Raw genomic sequence first — 26,977 nt, 5'->3', positions numbered from 1 at the left:
GCCAGATCATCGCAAGAACGGCAGAGGCCCACTGTTCACCGCGCCACAAAGGACGCTAGCGTGGAGGCACCTTTGCACACGCGGGAGCTCGGAGCACCGGGCTGAGAGGGCGCTGACCTCCGTATTCGCGATGTTTCACGTGGAACGAGAGATGTCTCACGCGAAACGTCGACGGACGGAAGCCGCTGCGTCGACCGCCGAACCTGTTACCGGGTAATGCCGGCGTAGGGAGTAGGTCTCATGACCAACAAGGACGCACGCACGCCTGCCTCCACGCAGATCTCCAGCGACGGGGAGGCCGGGAAGTCCATCGGCTGGCACAAGGCGTATGTCGAGGGCTCGCGCCCCGATCTGCGGGTGCCGGTCCGTCAGGTGCACCTCACCAACGGGAAGTCGGTCACGCTGTACGACACGTCGGGCCCGTACACCGATCCACTCGTCGACACCGATGTCCGCAGGGGCCTCCCCCCGCTGCGGGAGAACTGGGTCATCGCCCGCGGTGACACCGAGGAGTACGCGGGCCGTCCCGTCCGCCCCGAGGACGACGGGATCAAGCACACCTCGCCGCGCGGGGGCCTGCGCAACCTCGACGCGGTGTTCCCGGGACGGCCGCGCCAGCCGCGCCGGGGCCGCGACGGCCAGGCGGTCACGCAGCTCGCGTACGCGCGCCGCGGCGAGATCACGCCCGAGATGGAGTATGTGGCCCTCCGCGAGAACGTCGCTGCGGAAGTGGTCCGGGAGGAGATCGCGGCGGGCCGCGCCGTGCTGCCGGCCAACGTCAACCACCCGGAGATCGAGCCGATGATCATCGGCAAGCGGTTCCTGGTGAAGGTCAACGCCAACATCGGCAACTCCGCGGTGACCTCGTCCATCGAGGAGGAGGTGGAGAAGATGACCTGGGCGACCCGGTGGGGCGCGGACACGGTCATGGACCTCTCCACCGGCCGCAACATCCACACCACCCGGGAGTGGGTGCTGCGCAACTCCCCCGTCCCCATCGGCACGGTGCCGCTCTATCAGGCCCTGGAGAAGGTCGACGGCAGGGCCGAGGAGCTGACCTGGGACATCTACCGGGACACCGTCATCGAGCAGGCCGAACAGGGCGTGGACTACATGACGGTCCACGCCGGTGTGCGCCTGGCCTACGTGCCGCTGACGGCGAACCGCAAGACCGGCATCGTCTCGCGCGGCGGCTCGATCATGGCGGCCTGGTGCCTCGCACACCACAAGGAGTCGTTCCTCTACGAGAACTTCGAGGAGCTCTGCGAGATCCTCGCCGCCTACGACGTCACCTACTCGCTGGGCGACGGACTGCGTCCCGGCTCCATCGCCGACGCCAACGACGAGGCGCAGTTGGCGGAGTTGCGCACGCTCGGGGAACTCAACAGGATCGCCAAGCGTTTCCACGTACAGACCATGATCGAGGGCCCGGGACATGTCCCGATGCACAAGATCAAGGAGAACATCGACCTCCAGCAGGAGATCTGCGATGAAGCTCCGTTCTATACGCTCGGCCCGCTGACCACGGACATCGCGCCGGCGTACGACCACATCACCTCCGGCATCGGTGCCGCGATGATCGCCTGGTGGGGCACGGCCATGCTCTGCTACGTCACGCCCAAGGAGCACTTGGGCCTGCCCAACCGCGACGACGTCAAGACCGGGGTCATCACCTACAAGATCGCCGCTCACGCGGCCGACCTCGCCAAGGGCCACCCCGGGGCGCAGGAGTGGGACGACGCACTGTCCGACGCCCGCTTCGAGTTCCGGTGGGAGGACCAGTTCAACCTGGCCCTCGACCCGGACACGGCACGCGAGTTCCACGACGAGACCCTCCCCGCGGAACCGGCCAAGACGGCCCACTTCTGCTCGATGTGCGGCCCGAAGTTCTGCTCGATGAAGATCTCGCAGGACATTCGCCGTGAACACGGCACCGGTCAGGCCGAGATCGAGGAGGGCATGGCCCAGAAGTCCAAGGAGTTCGCGGAGGCGGGGAACCGGGTCTACCTGCCCATCACCGACTGACCCCCGAACGCCCCACCGCGGGGTCCGTGTTCCGCCCCATGCCTCGGCCGCGTCAGCCCGAGCCCGGAGTCCGGAGCGCGGACCCCGTGGAGCCGGTGTCGTAACGGAAGGGGCACGACGGTGTTCGGTGGGGAGCAAGATCTCTACTGTCGGGGGCGTGGGTGGGATCGATGTTGCCAATGGAGTGGCCGGCGCCGTCATCGGCATGTTGTTCGCGGTGCTGTTCCAGCAGCCGTTGCAGGACGCCTGGTTCCGGCTGCGGGGGCGCTCGGGGCGCGCGCTGCGCACCCTGCGGCGCCGGGACGAGTCCAGTCCCGCCTGGCGCACCTTCTCCCTCGGGCCGTTGCAGACCTCGGCCCTGATCGTCGAGGGGGACGGGGAGACGCCGATCCCTCCCGAGTCGGTCTTCGTCCACGTGCTCGACGAGGAGGTGAGGCTGCCGGAGGACATGGCGCCCTGGCGGGACGAGGTCGCCGCCGACAGCGAGCGTCTGCGCGCCGAGGGACGCACCCCGGTGTGGAACGGCCCGCGGTACGCCGTGGAGTCGTTCGACATCTCCCGCACCGCCCTCGACGAGACCCCGGAGGTGCATCTGCGCCTGCGGCCGACCGACTACTACACCTTCCTCGCCGCCCAGCAGCTCGACCGCCGACTGCCCGACGGGGCGACCCCCCGCTCGCGCCATCTCGACCCGGGGGAGCCGCTGCGGGCTCCGGCGTTCCTGCAGTGCAGCTTCGCCGTCAACGTCGCGGTGGTCACCGCCGACGACATGCTGGTGGTGAGCCGGCGCAGCGACCGGGTCCGGATGGCACCGGGCGTGTGGAACTCCTCCGTCAACGAAGGCCTGTCACGCCACATCGACTCCTCGGGACGGAGCGCGCCGGACCTGCACGCCGTGTGCCGCCGGGGCATGCGCGAGGAACTGTCGCTGGAACCGCACGAGTACACCGTCGACCTGCTGGCCTTCGTCCTGGACGTCGAGCGGCGGCACTGGAGCGCCCATTTTTACGCCCGGCTCAAGGAGTTGAAGAGCACGGACCTGCAGGAGCGGATGAGCCGGGGCGTCGCGGACCGCTGGGAGCACCAGACGATCGACTACGTGCCCTTCCGGCCCGCCCCGGTGGTCCGGTACATGATGCGGGAGGACCGCGTGCACCGGTGGGCGCCGCTGGCCCCGGCGCTGTTCCACCTCGCTCTCGTCCATGCCTACAGCCGCACGCTCGTCGAGCGGGTGGAAGCGCAGATCCTCAGACGTCCGTAGCCGGGGCGACCCGTACGCCCGGGTCACTCCGGCTGGTGCTCCGGTCCTCCGAAGTCCGGGCTGGTGAAGTCGGGGCTGGTGAAGCTCGTGCGGTGGCCCGGGCTTCCGTCGTCGGGGCTGCTGAAGCCGGGACGGTCGTACCCGAGCCGCGGCATACGGCCGGTCGGCGCCGAGGGAGCCGGTGACGTCCGGGGGGCCGCGCCCGATCCGCGGTCGGTGAGCGCCTCGCGCAGGAACGGCAGTATGCCGCGCTCCAGCAGCGCCTCCCGCCAGGCGTCCCTGGCCCGGGCGACCTCCTCGTCGAGCGCGCCGTACGGACCGGCTGTCGGCGAGGGGCGGTTGCGCAGGGCGGTGAGCAGCAGCCCGACGGCGGCGACGAGGATCGCGGCCGCGGTCACCGCGCCGAACACCCAGCCCGTCGTGATCATGGTCTGGGCGAAGGCCGGCGCGGGGTCGAGCATCTTCAGGACGTAGCCGACGAGCAGGAAGAGGGCCGCGGCGGTCCCGGCCAGCACGGGGGCGAGAACGGCGACGACGGCGACGGCGCCCGCGCCGGTCGTCTCCGCGACCTCTCCCATGGTGGCGGCGATGTCCACCGCCCCCGGCTCGGCGGATCCGGCCTCACGGACGGGCGACGCCGTGGCCTGCTCCGGACGGCGCAGTTCCTCGCGGATCTTCACGTAGTGCTGGTACTCGGTCGCCGCGGCCGCCGTGATGAGGGCGGAGGCGTCGAGTGCCATGGTGCGCAGCTGTTCGAGGTTGAGCCGCTGTCCGACAGCGGCCAGTTCCTGGCGGTGCGGGGCGGAGCGCAGCGCCTCATCGAGGATCCGCTCGTATTCCTGGCGGTCCTCGCTCAGCAGGTGCTGCGGAACGCTGTTCATGTGCATCCCCCGATGCTCCGTAGGGCTTGGGGCTCGCACGCCGGCGAGCCGTCGGGCAGAAACGGAGGGGAGCCTGCTACGGATAAGCCGATGGTAGAGCCGTGACGGCGCGCGGTGACAGGGGGTTTCCACAAATTCGGTGCGGACCTGCGCGTCCGCGAGCGCGACAAGCCGTTCCGGTGAACGCTCAAACGTCCAGGGGCAGTTGCTGGACCAGCAGCTTTCCGGCCATGGTCACGCCGCCGTCCATCGCGATGGCGAGTCCGTCGGCGTAGACGTGCGGTCCCTCCACCACGGGGCCCGCGTTGTCCTCGCCGTCCTCCGAGCCGACCTCGCCGAGCAGATAGGGGATGGGGCTGTGGCCGTGAACGATGCGGTTGCCGCCGTACGTGTCGAGCAGGGAGCGCACGGCGTCGGCGCCGCCCTCGTCGCGGAAGGAGAAGCGTTTCGTGAACTTGCGGAAGAGGTCCCACACCTCGTCGGCGTCGTTGCGCGTGATGGTCTCGCGCACGGTGTCGTTGACCGCCTCGATGGAGTCGCCGTAGTCGAGGTAGGCGGTGGTGTCGGAGTGCACGAGCAGGTGGCCGTCGACCTCCTCGACGGCGTCCAGGCGGGCCATCCACTGCAGGTGGTGGTCCTGGAGGCGGTCCATGTCGGACTTCTGGCCGCCGTTGAGCAGCCAGGCCGCCTGGAAGGTGGCGGTGCCCGCGCCGGAGTGGACGGGGGTGTCGCCGAACCGCTTGGCACCGAGCAGCAGCAGCTCGTGGTTGCCCATGAGCGCCTTGCAGTAGCCGCCGGCCGCGGCCGCCTCGGCGGACAGCCGCATCACGAGGTCGATGACGCCGATGCCGTCCGGCCCGCGGTCGGTGAAGTCGCCGAGGAACCACAGCCGCGCGGTTCCGGCGCACCAGCGGCCCTCGGAGTCGACGAGCCCCTTCTCCCGCAGCGCGGCGAGGAGCTCGTCGAGATAGCCGTGCACGTCCCCGACGACGTACAGGGGGCCCTGACCGGTGGCGGACCCCGGGACCGGTGCGGCGGCCGGGTCGACGGCCACCTGAACCGTGTCACCCCGGTTGATGACGGGCAGGTCGCGCTGCGTGGGCGTGTACGCGTCCGGGTAGCCCTCCCGGGCCGGCGCGGCGGTGTCGGCGGGCTGCGCGCCGTGGGCGTACGGACCGGTCTCGGGCACGTACGCGGGTACCCGGAAGTCGCGCAGCGTCGCCGTCCGCTCCACCTCGGGTCCCTGACCGGCCCCCTGAGTCATCGACCCCTCCACCATCGCGCCGCAGCTGCACCGCTTCGGACTGCCTGGTCGCAGCGGCCCGCGGTGTCGTGGGCCCATCATAGGAATGCGGATCGCGCCATGTGATGACCCAGGGGTGGTGAATCGGAGCAGGACTCCCGTGCACCGCGGCTTTCGCCCGGATTGGGCGGTCTTCGGCGGTCCGGCGGGCGCTCGGCCCAGAGCCTTTCCGCCGGATCCGGCCGGCTCCGGGCGACGCTGCCTCCCGGGTGGGTGCCCGAGTGGGTGCAGACGCCCGTGCCGGGCCCCGCGACCCCGGCAGGATCCGTAGGAGTGGCCCTACCGTCCCTCTGGGCCTCGGGGCGGGCTGACGGTCGTACGGGGCGGGCGCCGCTGGGACGAGGTGCGCACGATCAGCTCGGTCGGTATGACCTGTTCCACCGGCTGGTCCGACTCGACTCCCTCGATCGCGTCGATGAGGAGCTGGACCACCGCGGTGCCGATGCGGCGGGGCTTGAGGGAGAGCGTGCTGATGGGCGGCTCGGTGTTGGCGTACACCGTGGACTCGCTGCAGCACACCAGCAGCAGATCCTCGGGGACGCGCAGGCCGTAGCGGCGGGCGGCGGCGAGCAGGTCGGTGCCGTTCGGGTCGAACAGGCCGTACACGGCGTCCGGGCGGTCGGGCCGGGCGAGCAGCCGGTCGGCGGCGACGGCGCCCGCGCACGGGTCGTGCGCCGGGTAGGCCTCGTACACCGGGTCCTGGCCGACCCGCTCGCACCAGCGCAGGTAGGCGGTGGTCGACAGGTGGGTGTACGTGTCGGTCGTGGTACCGGTGAGCAGGCCGATGCGCCGGGCGCCGGCCTCGGCGAGATGGTCGAGGATGCCGAGGACCGCGGCCTCGTGGTCGTTGTCGACCCAGGCGGTGACCGGCAGGGTGCCGGCCGGGCGGCCGTCGCTGACCACCGGTAAGCCCTGGCGGACCAGCTCGCTCACCACCGGGTCCTGGTCGGAGGGGTCGATGACGACCGTGCCGTCCAGGGCGACGTTCGACCACACGTCGTGGCGCGAGGTCGCGGGCAGGATGACCAGGGCGTAGCCGCGGGCGAGCGCGGCGGAGGTGGCGGCCCGGGCCATCTCGGCGAAGTACGCGAACTCGGTGAAGGTGAAAGGTTCATCCCCGTACGTCGTCACGGTCAGGCCGATGAGTCCCGACTTGCCGGTACGGAGGGTGCGGGCGGCGGCCGAAGGGCGGTACCCCAGCCGGTCGGCGACCTCGCGGACATGGCGCCGGGTGGCGTCCGGGAGCCTGCCCTTGCCGTTGAGGGCGTCGGAGACGGTCGTGATGGAGACCCCGGCGGCGGCGGCCACGTCTCTGATGCCCGCCCGTCCCGGTCGGCTGCCTCGACGTGAGGTTTCCGCGCGGCTCACCTGGTGCTTCCCTGCTGCTGTCATGGCGAGCCGATAGTAGGGCTCTTGCGGTGGGGTAGTGCGGACGCATATGCACGCGTTGACAGGCACGTTTCTGCATGGTCATCAACGGTCAACTCCCTTGGATACCATGCCAGTTAAACGATCCATCGCCAGTACGTGCCGTTGGGGCACGCATGGGCCTGGCGAGCCCACGATGTCTCGAAGAGGTCTCAACTCACCTGCACGGGTGATGCGCGCCACGGCGTGAGCCACCGGCGCGTAGATATATGTGCGACGCGCCCCCTCATTCGTACAACTTCGTACAACGTTGCCCCCGGATGCCGGTGCGACGGGCGGAGTCCGGCCTTCCCCGAACGAGTGATGGCTCCGACCCATACGCAGCCGCGCGGAATCCTCATAAGGTGAGCAGTATTGAAAGCCGGTGGTGGTCACGAGGAGGACTGCGGTGAGCGAGACGAGCCCGAAGCTGCGCGCCGAGCTGGAGGGTATCCCCACCTACAAGCCGGGCAAGCCCGCCGCGGCCGGGGGCCCGGTGGCGTACAAGCTGTCCTCCAACGAGAACCCCTATCCGCCGTTGCCGGGGGTGATGGAGACGGTCACGGCGGCCGCCTGCTCCTTCAACCGCTACCCCGACATGGCGTGCACGGTCCTGACGAACGAGCTGGCCGAGCGCTTCGGCGTGCCGGCCTCCCACGTGGCCACCGGGACCGGATCGGTGGGCGTCGCCCAGCAGCTGATCCAGGCGACCAGCGGACCGGGCGACGAGGTCGTCTACGCCTGGCGGTCCTTCGAGGCGTACCCGATCATCACCCGGATCAGCGGTGCCACCTCGGTGCAGGTGCCGCTCACGCCGGGCGACGTGCACGACCTGGACGCGATGGCGGACGCGATCACCGACCGCACCCGGCTGGTCTTCGTCTGCAACCCGAACAACCCGACCGGCACCGTGGTGCGGCGGGCCGAGCTGGAGCGCTTCCTCGGCCGGGTGCCGGGCGACGTGCTGGTGGTCCTGGACGAGGCCTACCGCGAGTTCATCCGCGACCCCGAGGTCCCCGACGGCGTGGCGCTGTACCGGGACCGGCCCAACGTCTGCGTCCTGCGGACGTTCTCCAAGGCGTACGGCCTGGCCGGTCTGCGGGTGGGCTTCGCGATCGCCCACGAGCCGGTGGCGGCGGCGCTGCGCAAGACGGCGGTGCCGTTCGGCGTGAGCCAGCTCGCGCAGGAGGCGGCGGTCGCCTCGCTGCGCGCCGAGGACGCACTGCTCGGCCGGGTCGGCTCGCTGGTGTGCGAGCGCAGGCGCGTGGTCGACGGCCTGCGTGCCCAGGGCTGGACGGTGCCCGAGACCCAGGCCAACTTCGTCTGGCTGCGGCTGGGGGAGCGCACGACGGCCTTCGCCGAGGCCTGCGAGCAGGCGGGTGTGGTGGTCCGGCCGTTCCCGAACGAGGGGGTGCGGGTGACGATCGGCGAGAGCGAGGCGAACGACATCTTCCTGAAGGTGACGGGGGCGTTCCGCAAGGAGGCCTGAGCCGCGGCGCCGGCGGCTGGTTCGCCTCCCTGGCTCGTTCCTGCCGTTGTCGTTCCTCTTTCGCCCCTCTGGCGTGCCGCCCCCGGACCCGGTCCGGGGGCGGTTCCGTGTTCCGGGCGCCGGAGGGGACCCCCACCCCTCGGACGCCGAACGGGTATGCGTCATAATTGCTTGTGAATGTGAACGCGTTCACAAGCGCGTCCCGATTGCTCCGTGCTGTGCGTTACATCCAGGGGCGCGGTCGCCGTGATCGCCGCGAGGTAAGGAGAGTGACGACGTGGACCTGGCTCTGGCGCCGGAGACACTGGCGCGCTGGCAGTTCGGCATCACCACCGTCTACCACTTCCTGTTCGTCCCCCTGACGATCTCGCTGGCCGCTCTGACGGCCGGGTTGCAGACGGCCTGGGTGCGCACGGAGAACGAGAAGTACCTCAGGGCCACCAAGTTCTGGGGCAAGCTCTTTCTGATCAACATCGCCATGGGTGTGGTCACCGGCATCGTGCAGGAGTTCCAGTTCGGCATGAACTGGTCGGACTACTCCCGCTTCGTCGGCGACATCTTCGGTGCCCCGCTGGCCTTCGAGGCCCTGATCGCGTTCTTCTTCGAGTCCACCTTCATCGGGCTGTGGATCTTCGGCTGGGACAGGCTGCCCAAGAAGATCCATCTGGCCTGCATCTGGATGGTGGCGATCGGCACGATCCTGTCGGCCTACTTCATCCTCGCGGCGAATTCCTGGATGCAGCACCCCGTCGGCTACCGCATCAACCAGGCCAAGGGGCGCGCCGAGCTCACCGACTTCTGGGCGGTGCTGACCCAGAACACCGCACTCAGCCAGGCCTTCCACACGCTCTCCGCGGCCTTCCTGACCGGCGGGGCGTTCATGGTCGGCATCGCCGCCTATCACCTCGCCCGCAAGAAGCACGTCCGCGAGATGAAGACCTCGCTGCGGCTCGGTCTGGTCACCGTCGTCATCGCCGGCCTGCTCACCGCGGTCAGCGGCGACGTCCTCGGCAAGGTCATGTTCAAGCAGCAGCCGATGAAGATGGCGGCGGCCGAGGCGCTGTGGGACGGTCAGGACTCCGCCCCGTTCTCGATCTTCGCCTACGGCGACGTGGAGAAGGGCCACAACAGCGTGGCCATCGAGATTCCGGGCGTGCTGTCCTTCCTGGCCAACGACGACTTCACCTCCTATGTGCCGGGCATCAACGACGTCAACAAGGCCGAGCAGCAGAAGTTCGGGCCCGGTGACTACCGGCCCAACATCCCGGTCACCTTCTGGGGCTTCCGCTGGATGATCGGCTTCGGCATGGCGTCCTTCGCCATCGGTCTGGCCGGTCTGTGGCTGACCCGCAAGAAGTTCATGCTGCCGCGGCACCTGCGGGTGGCCGAGGACGAGGTCCCGCACCTGGTGCTGTTCCGGAACAACGCACTCAGTCCGAAGCTCACCACCTGGTACTGGCGCATCGCGATCTGGACCCTTGGCTTCCCGCTGATCGCCAACTCCTGGGGCTGGATCTTCACCGAGATGGGCCGCCAGCCCTGGGTCGTCTACGGCGTCCTGCAGACCCGGCACGCGGTCTCCCCCGGTGTCTCCCAGGCCGAGGTCCTCACCTCGATGACCGTCTTCACGCTGCTCTACGCCGTCCTCGCCGTCATCGAGGTGAAGCTGCTCGTGAAGTACGTCAAGGCCGGCCCGCCCGAGCTGACCGAGGCCGATCTCCACCCGCCCACGAAGATCGGCGGCGACTCCCGTGACGCCGACAAGCCGATGGCCTTCTCCTACTAGGCCGAGGGAGCTGCACAGTCATGGAACTGCACGACGTCTGGTTCGTCCTCATCGCCGTCCTGTGGACCGGCTACTTCTTCCTGGAGGGCTTCGACTTCGGGGTCGGCATCCTCACCAGGCTGCTGGCCCGCGACCGGCCGGAGCGGCGGGTCCTGATCAACACCATCGGTCCCGTCTGGGACGGCAACGAGGTCTGGCTGCTCACCGCGGGTGGCGCCACCTTCGCGGCCTTCCCCGAGTGGTACGCCACGCTCTTCTCCGGCTTCTACCTGCCCTTGCTGGCCATTCTGGTCTCCCTGATCGTGCGGGGCGTCGCCTTCGAGTACCGGGCCAAGCGGTCCGAGGAGCAGTGGCAGCGCAACTGGGAGACCGCGATCTTCTGGAGCTCACTGATCCCCGCCTTCCTGTGGGGCGTGGCCTTCGGCAACATCGTGCGGGGCGTGAAGATCGACCGGAACCTGGAGTACGTCGGGAACGTCTGGGACCTGCTCAACCCGTACGCGCTGCTCGGCGGGCTGGTCACCCTGACCCTGTTCACCTTCCACGGCGCGGTGTTCACCGCGCTGAAGACCGTCGGCGACATCCGGGAGCGGGCGCGGAGGCTGGCACTGTGGGTGGGCCTGGTGACGGCGGTCGCGGCGTTGGCCTTCCTGCTGTGGACACAGGCCGACACGGGCAACGGCCGGAGCCTGGTGGCGCTGGTCGTGGCGGTGCTCGCCCTGGGGGCCGCGCTGGTGGCGAACCAGGCGGGACGCGAGGGATGGTCCTTCGCCCTGTCGGGCGTCACGATCGTGGCCGCGGTGGCGATGCTCTTCCTGTCCCTCTTCCCGGACGTCATGCCGTCCTCGCTGAACGAGCAGTGGAGCCTGACGGTCACCAACGCCTCGTCCAGCCCGTACACCCTGAAGATCATGACCTGGTGTGCGGGAATCGCGACCCCGATCGTCCTGCTCTATCAGGGGTGGACCTACTGGGTCTTCCGCAAGCGGATCGGCACGCAGCACATCGCCGAAGCCGCGCACTGAGTCCGAACGGGGTGTGTTTCACGTGAAACGCACCCCTCTGGGCCGAAGGGCTTGTCTCCCGTGAAACCGATCGATCCGCGCCTCCTCCGTCACGCCCGCGCCACCCGTTTCTTCCTCGTGGCGGTCATCGGCCTGGGTGCCGTCGGCGCGGGGCTGGTCATCGCGCAGGCGATGCTGCTCGCCGAGCTGGTGGTGGGCGCCTTCCAGCATCGGATGGCGGTCGCCGAACTCCGCACTCCCCTGCTGTTGTTGGTGGCCGTCGCCTGCGGCCGCGCGCTGGTCTCCTGGCTCACCGAGCTGGCCGCGCACCGGGCGAGCGCCGCGGTGAAGTCCGAGCTGCGCGGGCGGCTGCTGGAGCGGGCCGCGGCGCTCGGTCCCGTCCGGCCGGGCGGGCAGCGGACCGGCTCGCTGGTCGCCCTGGCCACCCGGGGCGTCGACGCCCTGGACGACTACTTCTCGCGTTATCTCCCCCAGTTGGGGCTCGCGGTGGTCGTCCCGGTGGCAGTGCTGGCGCGGATCGTCACCGAGGACTGGGTCTCGGCGGCCATCATCGTCTGCACCCTGCCCCTCATCCCCGTCTTCATGATGCTGATCGGCTGGGCGACGCAGTCGCGGATGGACCGGCAGTGGATGCTGCTGTCCCGGCTGTCCGGACACTTCCTCGACGTCGTCGCCGGGCTGCCGACCCTGAAGGTGTTCGGCCGGGCCAAGGCGCAGGCGGAGTCCATCCGGCGCATCACCGGCGAGTACCGGCGGGCCACGATGCGGACCCTGCGGATCGCCTTCCTCTCCTCGTTCGCGCTGGAGCTGCTCGCGACCCTGTCCGTGGCCCTGGTCGCCGTCACCATCGGTATGCGGCTGGTCGACGGCGATCTGGCCCTGTACGACGGCCTGGTCGTCCTCGTGCTGGCGCCCGAGGCGTACCTGCCGCTGCGTCAGGTCGGGACGCAGTACCACGCGGCGGCGGAGGGACTGGCGGCGGCCGAGGAGATCTTCGCCCTGCTCGAGACGCCGGTGCCGGAGTCCGGGCGGGGGGCCGTCCCGGTGGGGGCGGTGGTCTTCGAGGGCGTGAGCGTCCGCTATCCCGGCCGGTCCGCCGACGCCGTGAGCGATGTGTCCTTCACCGTGGAATCCGGAGAGACGGTGGCCCTGGTCGGGCCGAGCGGGGTGGGCAAGTCGACGCTGCTGAACGTCCTGCTGAGGTTCGTCCGGCCCACCGGGGGGCGGGTGCGGATCGGCGGAGCCGATCTGGCGGATCTCGATCCGGACCAGTGGCGGTCCCGTGTCGCCTGGGTGCCGCAGCGTCCGCACCTGTACGCCGGCACCATCGCCGAGAACGTGCGGCTCGCGCGGCCCGACGCGGACGACACGGCGGTACGGCGGGCGATGGCGGACGCCGGTGCGCTGGAGTTCGTCGACGCGCTGCCCGACGGAGCGGACACCGTGCTGGGCGAGGACGGGGCCGGGCTGTCCGCCGGGCAGCGGCAGCGGCTGGCGCTGGCCCGGGCCTTCCTTGCTGACCGGCCGGTCCTGCTGCTGGACGAGCCCACGGCCGCGCTGGACGGGGCGGCCGAGGCCGAAGTCGTCGACGCGGTACGGCGGCTGTCCGTCGGGCGGACGGTGCTGCTGGTGGTGCACCGACCGGCGCTGCTGGGGGTGGCGGACCGCGTGGTGCGGCTCCGGGAGGCCGAGAGCGCCGGGGCCCAGGGCGCAAGGGCCGAGGGTGCGGGAGCCGAGGGTGCCCGGCGGGCCGCGAACGCCTCCGGGGCCCGCATGGTCGCGGCAACAAATGCGGTGGAGACCGTGGCGGAGAGCGCAGGCGAGTCCGTCGCCCCCTCCGTGCCGGTCGAGCCGGAGAGCGGTGCCGTGGCGGTCTCCGGTGGCGTCCTCGCACGCGTCCGGGCCCTGTCCGGCCCCCGGCGCAGCCGGCTCGCTCTCGCCCTCCTGCTGGGCAGCCTCGCGCTCGCCAGTGCCGTCGGTCTCATGGCCACCTCGGGGTGGCTCATCTCGCGGGCCTCGCAGCAGCCCCCCGTGCTGTACCTGATGGTGGCGGTGACAGCGACCCGCGCCTTCGGCATCGGACGTGCGGTCTTCCGGTACGCGGAGCGCCTGGTGTCGCACGACGCGGTGCTGCGGATGCTGGCCGACACCCGGGTGGCGGTCTACCGGCGGCTGGAGCGGCTGGCGCCCGCCGGACTGCGCCGGACCCGCCGGGGCGATCTGCTGTCCCGGCTCGTCGCCGACGTGGACGCGCTCCAGGACTACTGGCTGCGCTGGCTGCTGCCGGCCGGCGCCGCCGTGCTGGTCTCGGCCGCCTCCGTGGCGTTCACGGCCTGGCTGCTGCCGGAGGCCGGGGCGGTGCTGGCGGCCGGGCTGCTGGCCGCCGGGGCCGGCGTCCCGCTGGTCACCGGTGCGGTGGCCCGGCGGGCCGAGCACCGGCTCGCCCCCGCCCGCGGGGTGCTCGCGACCCGGGTGACCGAGCTGCTCACCGGGACCGCCGAACTCACGGTCGCCGGTGCCCTGCCCGCCCGTACCGCCGAGGCGCGGCGGGCCGACACGGTGCTCACCCGGATCGCCTCGCGCGCCGCCACCGCCACCGCGCTGGGCGACGGCCTCACCGCGCTGATCTCGGGCCTGACGGTCGCGGCGGCGGGCCTCGCCGGCGCCCGCGGGGTCGCGGACGGGCGCCTGGCCGGGGTGGCCATGGCCGTCGTCGTGCTCACCCCGCAGGCCGCCTTCGAGGCCGTGCTCGGAATGCCGCTCGCCGCGCAGTACCGGCAGCGGGTGCGCCGCAGCGCGGAGCGGGTGTACGAGGTCCTGGACGCCCCCGAGCCCGTCCGTGAACCGGAACGGCCGGGGCGCGCGCCCGCCTCTCCCCTCCCGCTCGTCGTTACGGGCCTCACCGCCCGTCACGCGGGCCAGGAAAGGGACGCCCTGAGTGGCCTCGACCTGACGCTGGACCGGGGGCGCAGGATCGCGGTCGTCGGGCCGTCCGGGTCGGGCAAGACCACGCTGGCCCAGGTGCTGCTGCGGTTCCTGGACGCGCGGGCGGGTGCGTACACACTGGGCGGGATCGACGCGTACGCCCTGGACGGCGACGACGTACGGCGGTGCGTCGGGCTGTGCGCCCAGGACGCGCACCTCTTCGACAGCTCCGTACGGGAGAACCTGCTGCTGGCGAGGAAGGGCGCCACCGAGGCAGAGGTGCGGGACGCGCTCGCGCGGGCCCGGCTCCTCGACTGGGTGGACAGCCTGCCCGACGGCCTCGACACGCTCGTCGGCGAGCACGGCGCGCGGCTGTCCGGCGGGCAGCGGCAGCGGCTGGCGCTGGCCCGCGCACTGCTCGCCGACTTCCCGGTCCTCGTGCTCGACGAGCCCGCCGAACACCTGGACCTGCCGACGGCCGACGCCCTCACCGCCGATCTGCTGGCCGCCACCGAGGGCCGTACGACGCTGCTCATCACGCACCGGCTGGCCGGGCTGGAGAGCGTCGACGAGGTGATCGTCCTCGACGGGGGGCGTGTGGTGCAGCGGGGCCCCTACGCGGAGCTGGCCGCCCTGCCGGGGCCGCTGCGGCGGATGGTGGCGCGGGAGGCGGAGGCGGAGCTTCTGAGGGCGGCGCCCCAGGACGCGTCCAGGCCCGGCGGGGCGCCGCCCGTCACAGCCGTTCCGCGAGCAGCTGCTCGATGACGACCGCTACCCCGTCCTCGTTGTTGGCGACCGTCCGCCCGGAGGCCGCGGCGATCACGGCCGGGTGGGCGTTGCCCATGGCGTAGGAGCGGCCGGCCCAGGTCAGCATCTCCACGTCGTTGGGCATGTCGCCGAAGGCGACGACCTGCTCGTGCGAGATGCCGCGCTCGGCGCAGCACAGGGCGAGCGTGCTGGCCTTGGAGACGCCCGGGCCGCTGATCTCCAGCAGGGCGCTGGGGCTGGACCGGGTGATGGTGGCGCGCTCGCCGACGGCGAGGCGGGCGAGGGTGAGGAAGGCGTCGGGGTCCAGCTCGGGGTGGTAGGCGAGGACCTTCAGGATCGGCTGGTCGGTGCCGGCCCCGTCCACGGCCAGCAACTCCTCGGCCGGCGCGCGCGTGTCCGGCACCTCCATGTGCAGCTTCGGATAGGCCGGCTCCTGGTAGAAGCCGTAGGTCTGCTCGACCGCGTACACCGTGCCCGGCGCCGCGTCCCGCAGCAGTCCCACGGCGTCCAGCGCGTTCTCCCGGGCCAGGTCCCGCACCTTGACGAAGCGGTGGGCGCCGGGGCCGCCGTGCAGGTCGACCACGGCGGCGCCGTTGCCGCAGATGGCCAGGCCGTGGCCGTGCACATGGTCGCTGACGACGTCCATCCAGCGGGCCGGGCGGCCGGTGACGAAGAAGACCTCGACGCCCGCCTCCTCGGCGGCGGCGAGGGCGGCGACCGTGCGGGGGGAGACCGACTTGTCGTCGCGCAGCAGCGTCCCGTCGAGGTCGGTGGCGATCAGCCGCGGTGGGCCGGCGGGGGCACCGCCCCGCTCGCGCGAGGTCGAGAGCATGGGTGAGGCGGCCGGGACGGCGGGCTGTCGAGTCGCTGAGGTCACCCCGCCATTGTCCCGCACATGCCCGCCCCGTCGGGCGGGACCGCGCACATGTGATGAGGACCTCCGCACATCTGAGGAGCCGCCCCGCAGAGCCCGCCTCACGGAGTCCCCCGGGGTCCACCGCGTGGGACCCGCCCCCGGCGCCCCCTCCAGAGGAGTCACCCCCAGACGTCATCCGAGCTGGGCCGGTGCCTCCCGGGCGATCTGCTCGAAGACCTTCTCGTCGGCCGCGAAGTCCGAGTCGGGGATCGGCCAGTGGACCACGATCTCGGTGAACCCCAGTTCCTTGTGGCGTCCGGCGAAGTCCACGAACGCGTCGAGGGACTCCAGCGGACGGCTTCGGTCCGGGGTGAACCCGGTGAGCAGGATCCGGTCCAGCTCGGAGACGTCCCGCCCGATCGCGTCGCAGGCGGCGGTCAGCTTGTCGCTCTGGTCGCGCAGCGCCTGGAGCGACTGCTCCGGGGTGCCGTTCTCGTAGAGCCTCGGGTCGCCGGTGGTCACCCACGCCTGCCCGTGACGCGCGGCGAGCCGCAGCCCTCGCGGACCGGTGGCCGCCACCGCGAACGGCAGCCGGGGCCGCTGCACACAGCCGGGGATGTTGCGTGCCTCGTGCGCCGAGTAGAAATCGCCCTTGTACGACACGGCGTCCTCGGTCAGCAGCCGGTCGAGCAGCGGAACGAACTCGGCGAGCCGGTCGGCCCGCTCCCGCGGGGTCCAGGGCTCCTGGCCGAGCGCGGTGGCGTCGAAGCCGGTGCCGCCCGCACCGATACCGAGCGTGATGCGGCCGCCGGAGATGTCGTCGAGGGAGATGAGCTCCTTGGCGAGGGTGACCGGGTGCCGGAAGTTCGGCGAGGTCACCAGAGTGCCCAGGCGCAGTCGCTCGGTCGCGGCCGCCGCGGCGGTCAGCGTCGGCACGGCACCGAACCAGGGGCCGTCCCGGAAGCTGCGCCACGACAGGTGGTCGTAGGTGTAGGCGGTGTGGAAGCCCAGCTCCTCGGCGCGCGTCCATGCCGCGCGGCCTCCCTCGTGCCAGCGGCGGTACGGGAGGATCACGGTGCTCAGGCGCAGACTCATGGCCCCGAGCCTATGCGCCGCCGCGGTTTCACGTGAAACGGCGAGCGCCCGCGTCCGACCCGCCAGGACCTCTACCGGCTCCCTGGGAAGCGCAGGTACCGCGGAGGCACCGCCTGCGTCAGCCACACCCCGTTCGCGCTGACGTGGAAGACATGGCCGTCGCGGTGCATCGCGGCCGCGTCGACGGAGAGGACGACCGGGCGGCCCCGGCGGGCGCCCACGCGGGTCGCGGTCTCGCGGTCGGGTGAGAGGTGCACGTCGTGGCGGTTCATGGGGCGGAGCCCCTCGGTGCGGATCGCGTCCAGGTGGCGGGCCACGGTCCCGTGGAAGAGGAACGCAGGCGGGGTCGCGGGCGGCAGCCCGAGGGCGACCTCGATGCTGTGGCCCTGGCTGGCGCGGATCCGGGTGCCCTCGATCGCGAAGCGCCGCTTGTCGTTGACGGCGACCACGTGGTCCAGTTCCTCGCGCGTGAAGCGGAAACCGTGTGCGCCGGCCGCCGCGATCAGCACGTCGATCTCCACCCAGCCGGCCGCGTCCGGCACCAGCCCGATCCGCTCGGGCTGGTGGCGGAGGTGTTTCGACAGGTACTTCGACACCGTGACGGTGCGTCTTTCGTCCATCTCCCCAGCCTGCCGGGGGAGACGCGGATCACGCAGCCGAATTTTCCGGCGGAGGTTTGATCCACAAGCAGGCGGGGTTATCCACAGGCTGAGCCGCGATTCTGTGGACAACCGCCCACCCGCTCAGGGGTTTGGCAAGATCGACTGGTGCGACTCCCGCTCACAGCGGCGGCTCGGCCCGCGCGAGTCTGCGCAGCGCACCCGGTGTGAACCGGGACATCGCGCGCAGCACCCGCGCCTCCGGCGTCACCGGGACCACCGCCTCGTTGCGGGCGACCGCGCGCAGGATCGCGTCGGCGACCTTCTCCGGCGGGTAGTTCCGCAGACCGTACAGGCGGGCCGCGCGCTTCTGCCGGCGCCGCTCCTCCTCGGCGCCGACTCCCGCGAAGCGCGCCGTCGACGTGATGGCGGTGTTGACGAAGCCGGGACAGACCGCGGTGACGCCGATGTCCCGCCCGGCCAGCTCGGCGCGCAGGCACTCGCTGAGCATCAGCACCGCCGCCTTGGAGGTGCTGTAGGCGGGCAGCGCCCGGGAGGGCTGGTAGGCCGCCGCGGACGCGGTGTTGACGATGTGGCCGCCCTGCCCGCGCTCGGCCATCTGCCGCCCGAAGAGGCGGCAGCCGTGGATCACGCCCCACAGATTGACGTCGAGGACCTTCCGCCAGTCCTCCGGCGTGGTGTCGAGGAAGGAGCCGGCCAGTCCGATGCCGGCGTTGTTGACCAGCACGTCCACCACGCCGTACGCGTCGGTGACCTTCGCGGCGAGCTTCTCCATCGCCGGTTCGTCGGAGACGTCCACCGTCTCCGCCCAGGCGGCCGGCGCGCCGTGCAGCCGGGACAGCTCGGCGGTGCGGGCGGCGGCCTCCGCGTCCCGGTCGACGGCGACCACCCGGGCCCCGGCCTCGGCGAAGGCGAGCGCCGTGGCCCGCCCGATGCCGCTGCCCGCCCCGGTGACCAGCACGAGCTGTCCGCCGAATCGGTCGGCGTACTTCCTGGTCGCCGCCGGTAGGGGACGCCCGCCCTCGGTGGCCGTCACGAACTCCGAGATCCAGGCCGCCACCTGGTCCGGCCGGGTGCGGGGGATCCAGTGCCCGGCGGGCAGCGTCCGGCGCACCAGCTCCGGCGCCCACTCCAGCTCGTCGTACAGCCGCTCCGACAGGAACGCGTCCCCCTCGGGCGTGACGAGCTGCACGGGCACGTGGGCGTAGGCGTCCGGGCGCGGCCTGCGCAGCCGGGCCCGGACGTTGTCCCGGTACAGCCAGGCGCCGTGCGCCGCGTCCGACGGCAGCGATGCGGTCGGGTAGTCCCCGCCGGGCACCTTCTCCACGCGCCTGAGGATCCCCGGCCACCGCCTGCCGAGCGGGCCGCGCCAGGCCAGCTCCGGCAGCACCGGCGTGTGCAGCAGGTACACGTACCAGGACCGGGCGCCCTGGCCGAGGAGCTGTCCGACCCGGCGCGGGGTGGGCCGCTTGAGCCGCCGGTCGATCCAGAGGCCGAAGTGATCGAGCGAGGGCCCGGACATCGAGGTGAAGGAGGCGATCCGGCCCTTGGTGCGTCCGACGGTGACGAACTCCCAGGACTGCACCGAGCCCCAGTCGTGGCCCACCAGGTGCACCGGCCGGCCGGGGCTGACCGCGTCGATCACGGCCAGGAAGTCGTCGGTGAGCTTCTCCAGGGTGAAGCCGCCGCGCAGCGGCCTGGGCGCCGTGGAGCCACCGTGGCCCCGTACGTCGTACAGCACGACGTGGAAGCGGTCGGCGAGCCGCCCGGCCACCTCCGACCAGACCTCCTTGCTGTCCGGGTAGCCGTGCACCAGGACGACCGTCGGCCGCGCCGGGTCGCCCAGCTCGGCCACGCACAGCTCGACCCCGCCGGTCGGGACCCGGCGCTCCCGCGCCCCCCTGAGTGAGGGCACGCGCGCCCCGTTGCCCGGGGCACTGCCCCGCGCCCGCCTTCCACCGTCCACCGACCCACCCAGCCCTTCGGCCGCAGTATGTGTCCGTTACGTGATCTGGTGACTGTGGCAGTTGTTAGACCAATCGTCAATAGCGGGAAAGGGCAGGGGAAGACCGGGGGAAGACCCGGGGAAGGGGGTGGGAGGAACCAGGCAGAACGGCCGGCCCGGCTGAGACCTCAGGGGGACCCCCACGGCCCCGTACGACTGGAGGCTGACACCAAGACTGCTCTGCGGTCTGACGACGGCCCTGGCACGCGTCGCTACCGTCTACGACGTGACTGTGATCGCGACCGAAAGCCTGAGCAAGCGGTTCCCCCGGGTGACCGCGCTCGACCGGCTCTCCGTGGACGTCGGGCCCGGTGTGACCGGACTCGTCGGCGCCAACGGGGCCGGCAAGTCCACCCTGATCAAGATCCTGCTGGGTCTGTCCCCCGCCACCGAGGGCCGTGCCGAGGTGCTCGGCCTCGACGTCGCCACCCAGGGCGCCGCCATCCGCGAACGGGTCGGCTACATGCCGGAGCACGATTGCCTGCCGCCCGACGTCTCGGCCACCGAGTTCGTCGTCCACATGGCCCGCATGTCCGGCCTCCCGCCCACCGCCGCGCGCGAGCGCACCGCGGACACGCTGCGCCACGTCGGCCTCTACGAGGAGCGCTACCGCCCCATCGGCGGCTACTCCACCGGCATGAAGCAGCGCGTCAAGCTCGCCCAGGCCCTGGTGCACGACCCGCGGCTGGTCTTCCTCGACGAGCCCACCAACGGCCTCGACCCGGTCGGCCGCGACGAGATGCTCGGCCTGATCCGCCGCATCCACACCGACTTCGGCATCTCGGTCCTGGTCACCTCGCACCTGCTGGGCGAGCTGGAGCGCACCTGCGACCACGTCGTCGTCATCGACGGCGGCACCCTGCTCCGCTCCAGCTCCACCAACGACTTCACCCAGACCACGACCACCCTCGCCGTCGAGGTCACCGACACCGACGAGCACCCGGACGGCACCCGCGCGGTGCGCGACGCGCTCCACGCGCGCGGGGTGGCGACCCAGGACGGCACCGGCCTGCCGGGCGCCGGCCACGTCCTGCTGCTCACCGCCCAGGGCGAGGAGACCTACGACGTGGTGCGGGACGTCATCGCGGACCTCGGCCTCGGCCTGGTGCGCATGGAACAGCGCAGGCACCACATCTCCGAGGTCTTCCGGGACGACGACACACAGCACGGCGCAGAGCGGAAGGAGGCGGTCGGCCATGGCGGTTGAGCAGCCCACGCGGACACCCGTCCCGCCCTCGGGAGACCAGACCCGCATCCACGACATCGGCTACCGCGGCTACGACGGCCCCCGCCTCGGCCGCGCCTACGCCCGCCGCTCGCTGTACTCGCAGTCCCTGCGCGGCGCCTACGGCCTCGGCCGCTCGCTGAAGTCCAAGGTGCTGCCGATGCTGCTGTTCGTGGTGATGTGCGTGCCCGCGGCCATCATGGTCGCCGTCGCCGTCGCCACGAAGATGAAGGACCTGCCCGTCGACTACACGCGCTACGCCATCATCATGCAGGGCGTCATCAGCCTGTACGTCGCCTCGCAGGCACCCCAGTCGGTCTCCCGCGACCTGCGCTTCAAGACCGTGCCGCTGTACTTCTCGCGGCCCATCGAGACCGCCGACTACGTCCGCGCCAAGTACGCCGCCCTGGCCTCGGCGCTGTTCGTCCTGACCGCCGCGCCGCTGCTCGTGCTGTACGTGGGCGCGCTGCTGGCCAAGATGGACCTCGCCGACCAGACCAGGGGATTCGCCGAGGGACTCGTCTCCGTGACCCTGCTCTCCCTGCTCCTGGCCGGGATCGGCCTGGTCGTCGCCGCCGTCACCCCGCGCCGCGGCTTCGGCATCGCCGCCGTGATCGCCGTCCTGACCATCTCCTACGGCGCCGTCTCCACCCTGCAGGCCATCGCCGACGCCCAGGGCAGCACCGGGGCGATCGCCTGGATCGGCCTCTTCTCGCCGTTGACCCTCATCGACGGTGTGCAGACGGCCTTCCTGGGCGCGACCTCGTCCTTCCCCGGCGGGGCCGGCGCGGGCCCCTCCCACGCGGAGGGCGTCGTCTACGTCCTCGCCGTGCTGGGACTCATCGCCGCGTGCCACGGCCTCCTCGTGCGCCGCTACAAGAAGGTGGGACTGTGACGACCCTCAGCATCGACCATGTCTCCCGCTGGTTCGGCAACGTGGTCGCCGTCAACGACGTCACCATGACGATCGGCCCCGGCGTCACCGGCCTCCTCGGCCCCAACGGCGCCGGCAAGTCCACCCTGATCAACATGATGGGCGGCTTCCTCGCCCCCTCCACCGGCTCCGTCACCCTCGACGGGCAGCCGGTGTGGCGCAACGAGCGGATCTACCGGCACATCGGCGTCGTCCCCGAGCGTGAGGCGATGTACGACTTCCTCACCGGCCGCGAGTTCGTCCTCGCCAACGCCGAACTGCACGGCCTCGGCGCGAAGGCCGCCCAGCGCGCCCTCGCCACGGTCGAGATGGAGTACGCGCAGGACCGGAAGATCTCCACGTACTCCAAGGGCATGCGGCAGCGCGTGAAGATGGCCTCCGCACTGGTTCACGATCCCTCGCTTCTGCTGCTCGACGAGCCGTTCAACGGCATGGACCCGCGCCAGCGGATGCAGCTGATGGACCTGCTGCGGCGCATGGGCGACGAGGGCCGCACGGTGCTGTTCTCCTCGCACATCCTGGAGGAGGTCGAACAGCTCGCCCGGCACATCGAGGTCGTCGTCGCCGGACGCCACGCGGCCAGCGGCGACTTCCGCCGCATCCGCCGCCTGATGACCGACCGGCCGCACCGCTACCTGGTCCGCTCCAGCGACGACCGCGCCCTGGCCGCCGCGCTGATCGCCGACCCTTCCACGTCCGGCATCGAGGTCGACCTCGCCGAGGGCGCCCTGCGGATCCAGGCCGTCGACTTCGGCCGGTTCACGGCCCTGCTGCCGAGGGTGGCCAGGGACCACGGCATCCGCCTGCTCACGGTCTCGCCGTCCGACGAGTCCCTCGAGTCCGTCTTCTCGTATCTGGTCGCGGCGTAGGAGGCCGAAGATGTACGACCCCACAGTCGCCCGGCTCACCTACCGCGGCCTGCTCGGCCGGCGCCGCGCCCTCGTCCTCGGCGCGCTGCCGCTGCTGCTGATCGTGATCGCCGTCGCGGTCCGCGCCCTCGCCGGCGCCGACGACCAGACCGCGGTCAACGTCCTCGGCGGGTTCGCCCTCGCCACCATGGTGCCGCTCATCGGCGTCATCGCCGGCACCGGCGCCATCGGCCCGGAGATCGACGACGGCTCGGTGGTGTACCTGCTGTCCAAGCCGCTGAAGCGGCCGACGATCATCTTCACCAAGTTGATCGTGGCGATCGCGGTGACGATGGTGTTCTCCGCCGTGCCGACGCTGATCGCCGGTCTGATCCTCAACGGCAACGGCCAGCAGATCGCGGTGGCCTACACGGTGGCCGCGCTGGTCGCCTCGATCGCCTACGCGGCCCTCTTCCTGCTGCTCGGCACGGTGTCCCGGCACGCGGTGGTCTTCGGCCTCGTCTACGCGCTGGTCTGGGAGGCGCTGTTCGGCTCCCTGGTGCCCGGGGCGCGCACGCTGAGCGTCCAGCAGTGGTCGCTGGCGGTGGCGCACAAGGTGGCCGGCGGAGACCTCGTGACCTCCGAGGTCGGACTGACGACGGCGACGGTGCTGCTGGTCGCGGTGACCGTGCTGGCCACTTGGTTCGCCGGGCAGAAGCTGCGCTCGCTGACCCTGGCCGGCGAGGAGTGACCCTCCGGTCCCGCCGTCCGCGGCGGGGCCGGCGACCCGCCCATATTCGATGGCGTACGCGGCGGCGCCCGGGCACAGTGGTGGTGCGGACGGCGCCGGGACGCGACCGGCGCACCGCCCGGGGCGGCCGCTTCGAGCACGCGACGCGCCGTCGCGTGGGCCGCCCTCGGGCGTGCTGCCCGACGCGGGCGCTACCCGAGCAGCCGCTCCAGCACCACCGCGATGCCGTCCTCCTCGTTGGAGGCCGTCACCTCGTCGGCCACCGCCTTCAGCTCCTCGTGCGCGTTGGCCATGGCCACGCCCCGGGACGCCCAGGCGAACATGGGGATGTCGTTGGGCATGTCGCCGAAGGCCAGGGTGTCGGCGGCCTTCGCGCCCAGCCGGCGGGCCGCCAGCGACAGGCCGGTGGCCTTCGACAGGCCGAGCGGAAGGAGTTCGACGATGCCCTCCCCGGCCATGGTGACCGAGACGAAGCCGCCCGCGGTCTGCCGGGCCACCTCGGCGAGCTCGTCGTCCGACAGCGTCGGGTGCTGGACGTAGATCTTGTTCAGCGGCGCCGACCACAGATCGGAGACGTCCGTGAACGGCGTCGCCGGGAGCGCGCCGGTGACCGCGTACCCGGGCCCCACCAGCACCTCGCCGTCCAGGCCGTCACGACTCGCCGCCAGGTACAGCGCGCCGACCTCGGCCTCGATCTTGGCCACCGCCACAGCCGCCAGCTGGCGGTCCAGCGTCACCGACGTCAGCAGACGGTGCTCCCCGGCGTGGTAGACCTGCGCGCCCTGGCCGCAGACCGCGAGGCCCCGGTACCCGAGGTCGTCGAGTATGTGCCGGGTCCAGGGGACCGCCCGCCCGGTCACCACGATGTGCGCGGCGCCCACCGCGGTGACCGCGGCGAGCGCCTCACGCGTGCGTGACGAGACCGACTCGTCGGTGCGCAGCAGCGTCCCGTCGAGGTCGGTCGCGATCAGCTTGTACGGGAACGCCTCGGCGGCGGCGCTCACCTGGTCACCGGTTCCAGGACCTCACGGCCGCCGAGGTAGGGGCGCAGCACCGGCGGCACCCACACGGAGCCGTCGGCCTGCTGGTGGTTCTCCAGGAGCGCGACGATCGTCCGCGGGACGGCGCACAGCGTGCCGTTGAGCGTGGCCAGCGGGCGGACGGTCTTGCCGTCGCGGACGCGGATCTGCAGGCGGCGGGACTGGAACTCGGTGCAGTCGGAGGTGGAGGTCAGCTCGCGGTACTTGCCCTGGGTCGGGATCCAGGCCTCGCAGTCGAACTTGCGCGCGGCCGAGGCGCCGAGGTCACCGGAGGCGACGTCGATGACCCGGAACGGCAGCTCCAGCGACGACAGCCACTGCTTCTCCCACTCCAGCAGGCGCCGGTGCTCCTCCTGCGACTCCTCCGGGTCGACGTAGGTGAACATCTCGACCTTGTCGAACTGGTGCACGCGGAAGATGCCCCGAGTGTCCTTGCCGTGCGAGCCGGCCTCGCGGCGGAAGCAGGGCGAGAAGCCCGCGTAGCGCAGCGGCAGGCGGTCCGCGTCGATGATCTCGTCCATGTGGTACGCGGCGAGCGGCACCTCGGAGGTGCCGACCAGGTAGAGGTCGTCCTTCTCGAGGTGGTAGACGTCCTGGGCGGCCTGACCGAGGAAGCCGGTGCCGGCCATCGACTGGGGGCGGACCAGCGCCGGGGGCAGCATCGGCGTGAAGCCGGCCGCCGTGGCCTGTGCGATCGCCGCGTTCACCAGGGCGAGCTCCAGCAGGGCGCCGACGCCGGTGAGGAAGTAGAAGCGCGAGCCGGACACCTTGGCGGCGCGCTCGACGTCGATCGCGCCGAGGAGCTGACCGAGCTCCAGGTGGTCCTTGGGCTCGAAGCCCTCGGCGGCGAAGTCGCGGATCGTGCCGTGCGTCTCCAGCGTGACGAAGTCCTCCTCGCCGCCGACCGGTACGTCGGGGTGCACGAGGTTGCTCAGCTTCTGGAGGAGTTCCTGGGTCTCGTGGGCGGCCGCGTCGCGCTCGGCGTCGGCCGCCTTGACGTCGGCGGCGAGCTGGCCGGCCTTCTTCAGCAGCTCGGCCTTCTCGTCCCCGGCGGCCTTGGGGATGAGTTTGCCGAGCGCCTTCTGCTCGGCGCGCAGTTCGTCGAAGCGGACGCCGGACGACCTGCGCCGCTCGTCGGCAGACAGGAGAGCGTCGACGAGCGCGACATCCTCTCCACGGGCGCGCTGCGACGCGCGCACACGGTCGGGGTCCTCACGGAGCAGGCGAAGGTCAATCACGCGGCCAAGGCTACCGGTGCCGCGTTCCGGCTCACGACCCTGTATTCCGAACCGCGGCTTACCCACCGTTATGGAGGAATTGCCCCCAGTGTCAATAACGCGTGTCTCACTCCCTGGGACGGAGCAGTCGGCGGGCGTGGTGTTGACTGGATTTCCTTGCGGGAACGGGGATTTGACTGCCCCCTTGTCCACAGGAATCCCCCGCCCGGGAAAGTTATCCACAGGCTGTGCGAAAGATCTGTGGACTTCGGAATTGATCACTCCGGAAGGCTGGGCCGGAGTGAAGAATTCCCGGCGCAAACCCCCTCAACACCCACGTTCGGGTGGAAAAGGGTCGCCCCAAAAGATGAACCAAAGGAAACGCGTGGACGAAGGGTGATGCGTGGGGTGGTGGCTGCACTGAGGGCCCGTAGGGCGATTTGTCGACCGAGTGGCGCTTCGGTGTCGACTTGTCCCCAGGTCGAGAACGAAGCCTGTGGATAACTTCTGTGGATAACGCCGCCGGGCGGTCCCGACCGGCGGGGACGTGTCCTAGAACCGGCCGTCCTGGCAGCGCGCCACCCACTCCGCCGCGGCCACGAACTCTTCGTCCGAGGTCCCGCGCGACGTCGGCCGTACGTCGGCCGCGCCGATGTCCGCACGCGGGTACGAGCCCAGGAAGCGCACCTGGAGGCAGATCCGGCGCAGCCCCATCAGCGCCTCGGCCATGCGCCGGTCGTTGATGTGGCCCTCGGCGTCGACGCAGAAGCAGTAGTTGCCGATGCCGGCCCCCGTCGGGCGGGACTGGAGCAGCATCAGGTTGATGCCCCGGGTGGCGAACTCGCCGAGCAGGTCACGCAGCCCGCCCGGGTGGTCGTCGCGCTGCCACAGCACCACGGAGGTCTTGTCCGCGCCGGTCGGGGCGGCGGGCCGGGCGGGACGGCCGACCAGGACGAACCGCGTCTGCGCGTTCTCCGCGTCGTGGATCTCCGTCTCCAGGGCCTCCAGGCCATACCGCGCGGCCGCGAACTCCCCGGCGAACGCGGCGTCGTAGCGGCCCTCCTGCACCAGGCGGGCGCCGTCCGCGTTGGAGGCGGCCGACTCCCACAGGGCGTCCGGGAGATTGGCCTTCAGCCAGTTGCGCACCTGCGGCTGGGCGGCCGGGTGGGCCGTGACCGTCTTGATGTCCGACAGCTTGGTGCCGGGCCGCACCAGCAGCGCGAAGGTGATCGACAGCAGCACCTCGCGGTAGATCATCAGCGGCTCGCCCGCGACCAGCTCGTCGAGGGTGGTGGTGATGCCGCCCTCGACCGAGTTCTCGATCGGCACGAACGCGGCCTCGGCCTCCCCGGCGCGGACCGCGTCCAGGGCCGACTGCACGGACACGTAGGGGATCAGCTCCCGGGTGGCCGTCTCGGGGAGCGTGCGCAGGGCGACTTCGGTGAAGGTGCCTTCGGGACCGAGATACGCGTAACTCGCTGGCATGACCTCACCCTAATGGCCTTCAGGAGCCTCG

Annotated in this window: 20 protein-coding genes and 1 riboswitch; of the genes, 10 read left to right on the top strand and 10 right to left on the bottom strand. The window is 71.5% G+C overall.

All coding sequences use genetic code 11. The features are described from left to right. Positions 1-70: 70 nt before the first annotated feature. Positions 71-248, top strand: a riboswitch (TPP riboswitch). Then, positions 241-2,025, top strand: coding sequence for a phosphomethylpyrimidine synthase ThiC (thiC, locus tag ACF1A5_RS29520; protein WP_392195933.1), 1,785 nt, complete (start codon positions 241-243; stop codon positions 2,023-2,025). It overlaps the preceding riboswitch by 8 nt. Positions 2,026-2,182: 157 nt before the next feature. Further along, positions 2,183-3,286: a hypothetical protein gene (locus ACF1A5_RS29515; RefSeq protein WP_392195932.1), complete on the top strand. Its 1,104-nt coding sequence runs from the start codon at positions 2,183-2,185 to the stop codon at positions 3,284-3,286. A gap of 23 nt (positions 3,287-3,309) precedes the next feature. Here the strand turns inward: ACF1A5_RS29515 and ACF1A5_RS29510 are convergent, their stop codons facing one another. The 3 genes from ACF1A5_RS29510 to ACF1A5_RS29500 form a co-directional block, all read right to left on the bottom strand. Next, a complete protein-coding gene (locus ACF1A5_RS29510; protein WP_392195931.1) occupies positions 3,310-4,173 on the bottom strand; it encodes a hypothetical protein in 864 nt (287 codons plus the stop codon). Between the two features lie 181 nt (positions 4,174-4,354). Further along, the gene (locus ACF1A5_RS29505) at positions 4,355-5,446 is read right to left on the bottom strand and encodes a metallophosphoesterase (protein WP_392195930.1); all 1,092 of its coding nucleotides are present in this window, start codon (positions 5,444-5,446) and stop codon (positions 4,355-4,357) included. Positions 5,447-5,749: 303 nt separating this feature from the next. Next, a complete protein-coding gene (locus ACF1A5_RS29500) occupies positions 5,750-6,862 on the bottom strand; it encodes a LacI family DNA-binding transcriptional regulator (protein ID WP_392195929.1) in 1,113 nt (370 codons plus the stop codon). Between the two features lie 424 nt (positions 6,863-7,286). On the opposite strand from ACF1A5_RS29500, the gene hisC reads away from it, so the two are divergent. The 4 genes from hisC to cydD all read left to right on the top strand — a co-directional run bounded on the left by hisC (position 7,287) and on the right by cydD (position 14,867). Beyond that, a complete protein-coding gene (hisC, locus tag ACF1A5_RS29495; RefSeq protein ID WP_392195928.1) occupies positions 7,287-8,366 on the top strand; it encodes a histidinol-phosphate transaminase in 1,080 nt (359 codons plus the stop codon). Between the two features lie 277 nt (positions 8,367-8,643). Then, on the top strand, positions 8,644-10,152 hold the full coding sequence (locus ACF1A5_RS29490) for a cytochrome ubiquinol oxidase subunit I (protein WP_392195927.1): 1,509 nt from the start codon (positions 8,644-8,646) through the stop codon (positions 10,150-10,152). A gap of 20 nt (positions 10,153-10,172) precedes the next feature. Beyond that, complete coding sequence (gene cydB, locus ACF1A5_RS29485) at positions 10,173-11,177, top strand: cytochrome d ubiquinol oxidase subunit II (protein ID WP_392195926.1); 1,005 nt, start codon at positions 10,173-10,175, stop codon at positions 11,175-11,177. Between the two features lie 60 nt (positions 11,178-11,237). Continuing rightward, the gene (gene cydD, locus ACF1A5_RS29480) at positions 11,238-14,867 is read left to right on the top strand and encodes a thiol reductant ABC exporter subunit CydD (RefSeq protein WP_392195925.1); all 3,630 of its coding nucleotides are present in this window, start codon (positions 11,238-11,240) and stop codon (positions 14,865-14,867) included. Here the strand turns inward: cydD and ACF1A5_RS29475 are convergent. The 4 genes from ACF1A5_RS29475 to ACF1A5_RS29460 all read right to left on the bottom strand — a co-directional run bounded on the left by ACF1A5_RS29475 (position 14,836) and on the right by ACF1A5_RS29460 (position 19,356). Beyond that, complete coding sequence (locus ACF1A5_RS29475) at positions 14,836-15,765, bottom strand: Cof-type HAD-IIB family hydrolase (RefSeq protein ID WP_392195924.1); 930 nt, start codon at positions 15,763-15,765, stop codon at positions 14,836-14,838. The genes cydD and ACF1A5_RS29475 overlap by 32 nt on opposite strands. Positions 15,766-15,918: 153 nt before the next feature. Next, positions 15,919-16,821, bottom strand: coding sequence for an LLM class flavin-dependent oxidoreductase (locus ACF1A5_RS29470; RefSeq protein ID WP_392195923.1), 903 nt, complete (start codon positions 16,819-16,821; stop codon positions 15,919-15,921). Between the two features lie 71 nt (positions 16,822-16,892). Beyond that, complete coding sequence (locus ACF1A5_RS29465) at positions 16,893-17,441, bottom strand: RNA 2'-phosphotransferase (protein WP_392195922.1); 549 nt, start codon at positions 17,439-17,441, stop codon at positions 16,893-16,895. 160 nt (positions 17,442-17,601) lie between these two features. Then, entirely contained in the window at positions 17,602-19,356 is a 1,755-nt protein-coding gene (locus ACF1A5_RS29460) for an SDR family oxidoreductase (protein WP_392195921.1), read from the bottom strand. 277 nt (positions 19,357-19,633) lie between these two features. Between ACF1A5_RS29460 and ACF1A5_RS29455 the strand changes: the two genes are divergently transcribed. From ACF1A5_RS29455 to ACF1A5_RS29440, 4 genes are read left to right on the top strand one after another with little or no spacing between them, the layout of a single operon-like run. Continuing rightward, on the top strand, positions 19,634-20,653 hold the full coding sequence (locus ACF1A5_RS29455; RefSeq protein ID WP_392195969.1) for an ABC transporter ATP-binding protein: 1,020 nt from the start codon (positions 19,634-19,636) through the stop codon (positions 20,651-20,653). Beyond that, positions 20,643-21,566: an ABC transporter permease gene (locus ACF1A5_RS29450; protein WP_392195920.1), complete on the top strand. Its 924-nt coding sequence runs from the start codon at positions 20,643-20,645 to the stop codon at positions 21,564-21,566. The genes ACF1A5_RS29455 and ACF1A5_RS29450 overlap by 11 nt, the downstream gene beginning before the upstream one ends. Next, the gene (locus ACF1A5_RS29445) at positions 21,563-22,474 is read left to right on the top strand and encodes an ABC transporter ATP-binding protein (RefSeq protein ID WP_356181255.1); all 912 of its coding nucleotides are present in this window, start codon (positions 21,563-21,565) and stop codon (positions 22,472-22,474) included. Before ACF1A5_RS29450 ends, ACF1A5_RS29445 begins: the two co-directional genes overlap by 4 nt. Positions 22,475-22,484: 10 nt before the next feature. Then, the gene (locus ACF1A5_RS29440; RefSeq protein WP_356181252.1) at positions 22,485-23,204 is read left to right on the top strand and encodes an ABC transporter permease; all 720 of its coding nucleotides are present in this window, start codon (positions 22,485-22,487) and stop codon (positions 23,202-23,204) included. 191 nt (positions 23,205-23,395) lie between these two features. On the opposite strand, the gene ACF1A5_RS29435 is transcribed toward ACF1A5_RS29440, so the two are convergent. The 3 genes from ACF1A5_RS29435 to pheA form a co-directional block, all read right to left on the bottom strand. After that, the gene (locus ACF1A5_RS29435) at positions 23,396-24,208 is read right to left on the bottom strand and encodes an HAD family hydrolase (RefSeq protein WP_392195919.1); all 813 of its coding nucleotides are present in this window, start codon (positions 24,206-24,208) and stop codon (positions 23,396-23,398) included. Next, positions 24,205-25,482, bottom strand: a complete 1,278-nt coding sequence (gene serS / locus ACF1A5_RS29430; RefSeq protein WP_392195918.1) for a serine--tRNA ligase — start codon at positions 25,480-25,482, stop codon at positions 24,205-24,207. Before serS ends, ACF1A5_RS29435 begins: the two co-directional genes overlap by 4 nt. Positions 25,483-26,013: 531 nt before the next feature. Beyond that, entirely contained in the window at positions 26,014-26,946 is a 933-nt protein-coding gene (gene pheA, locus ACF1A5_RS29425; RefSeq protein ID WP_392195917.1) for a prephenate dehydratase, read from the bottom strand. Positions 26,947-26,977: the final 31 nt, after the last annotated feature.

Source organism: Streptomyces sp. NPDC014864 (genome assembly GCF_043081525.1).
In the GTDB taxonomy this organism is placed as follows: Bacteria; Actinomycetota; Actinomycetes; order Streptomycetales; family Streptomycetaceae; genus Streptomyces.
This window is presented reverse-complemented; position numbering and strand designations above follow the sequence as displayed.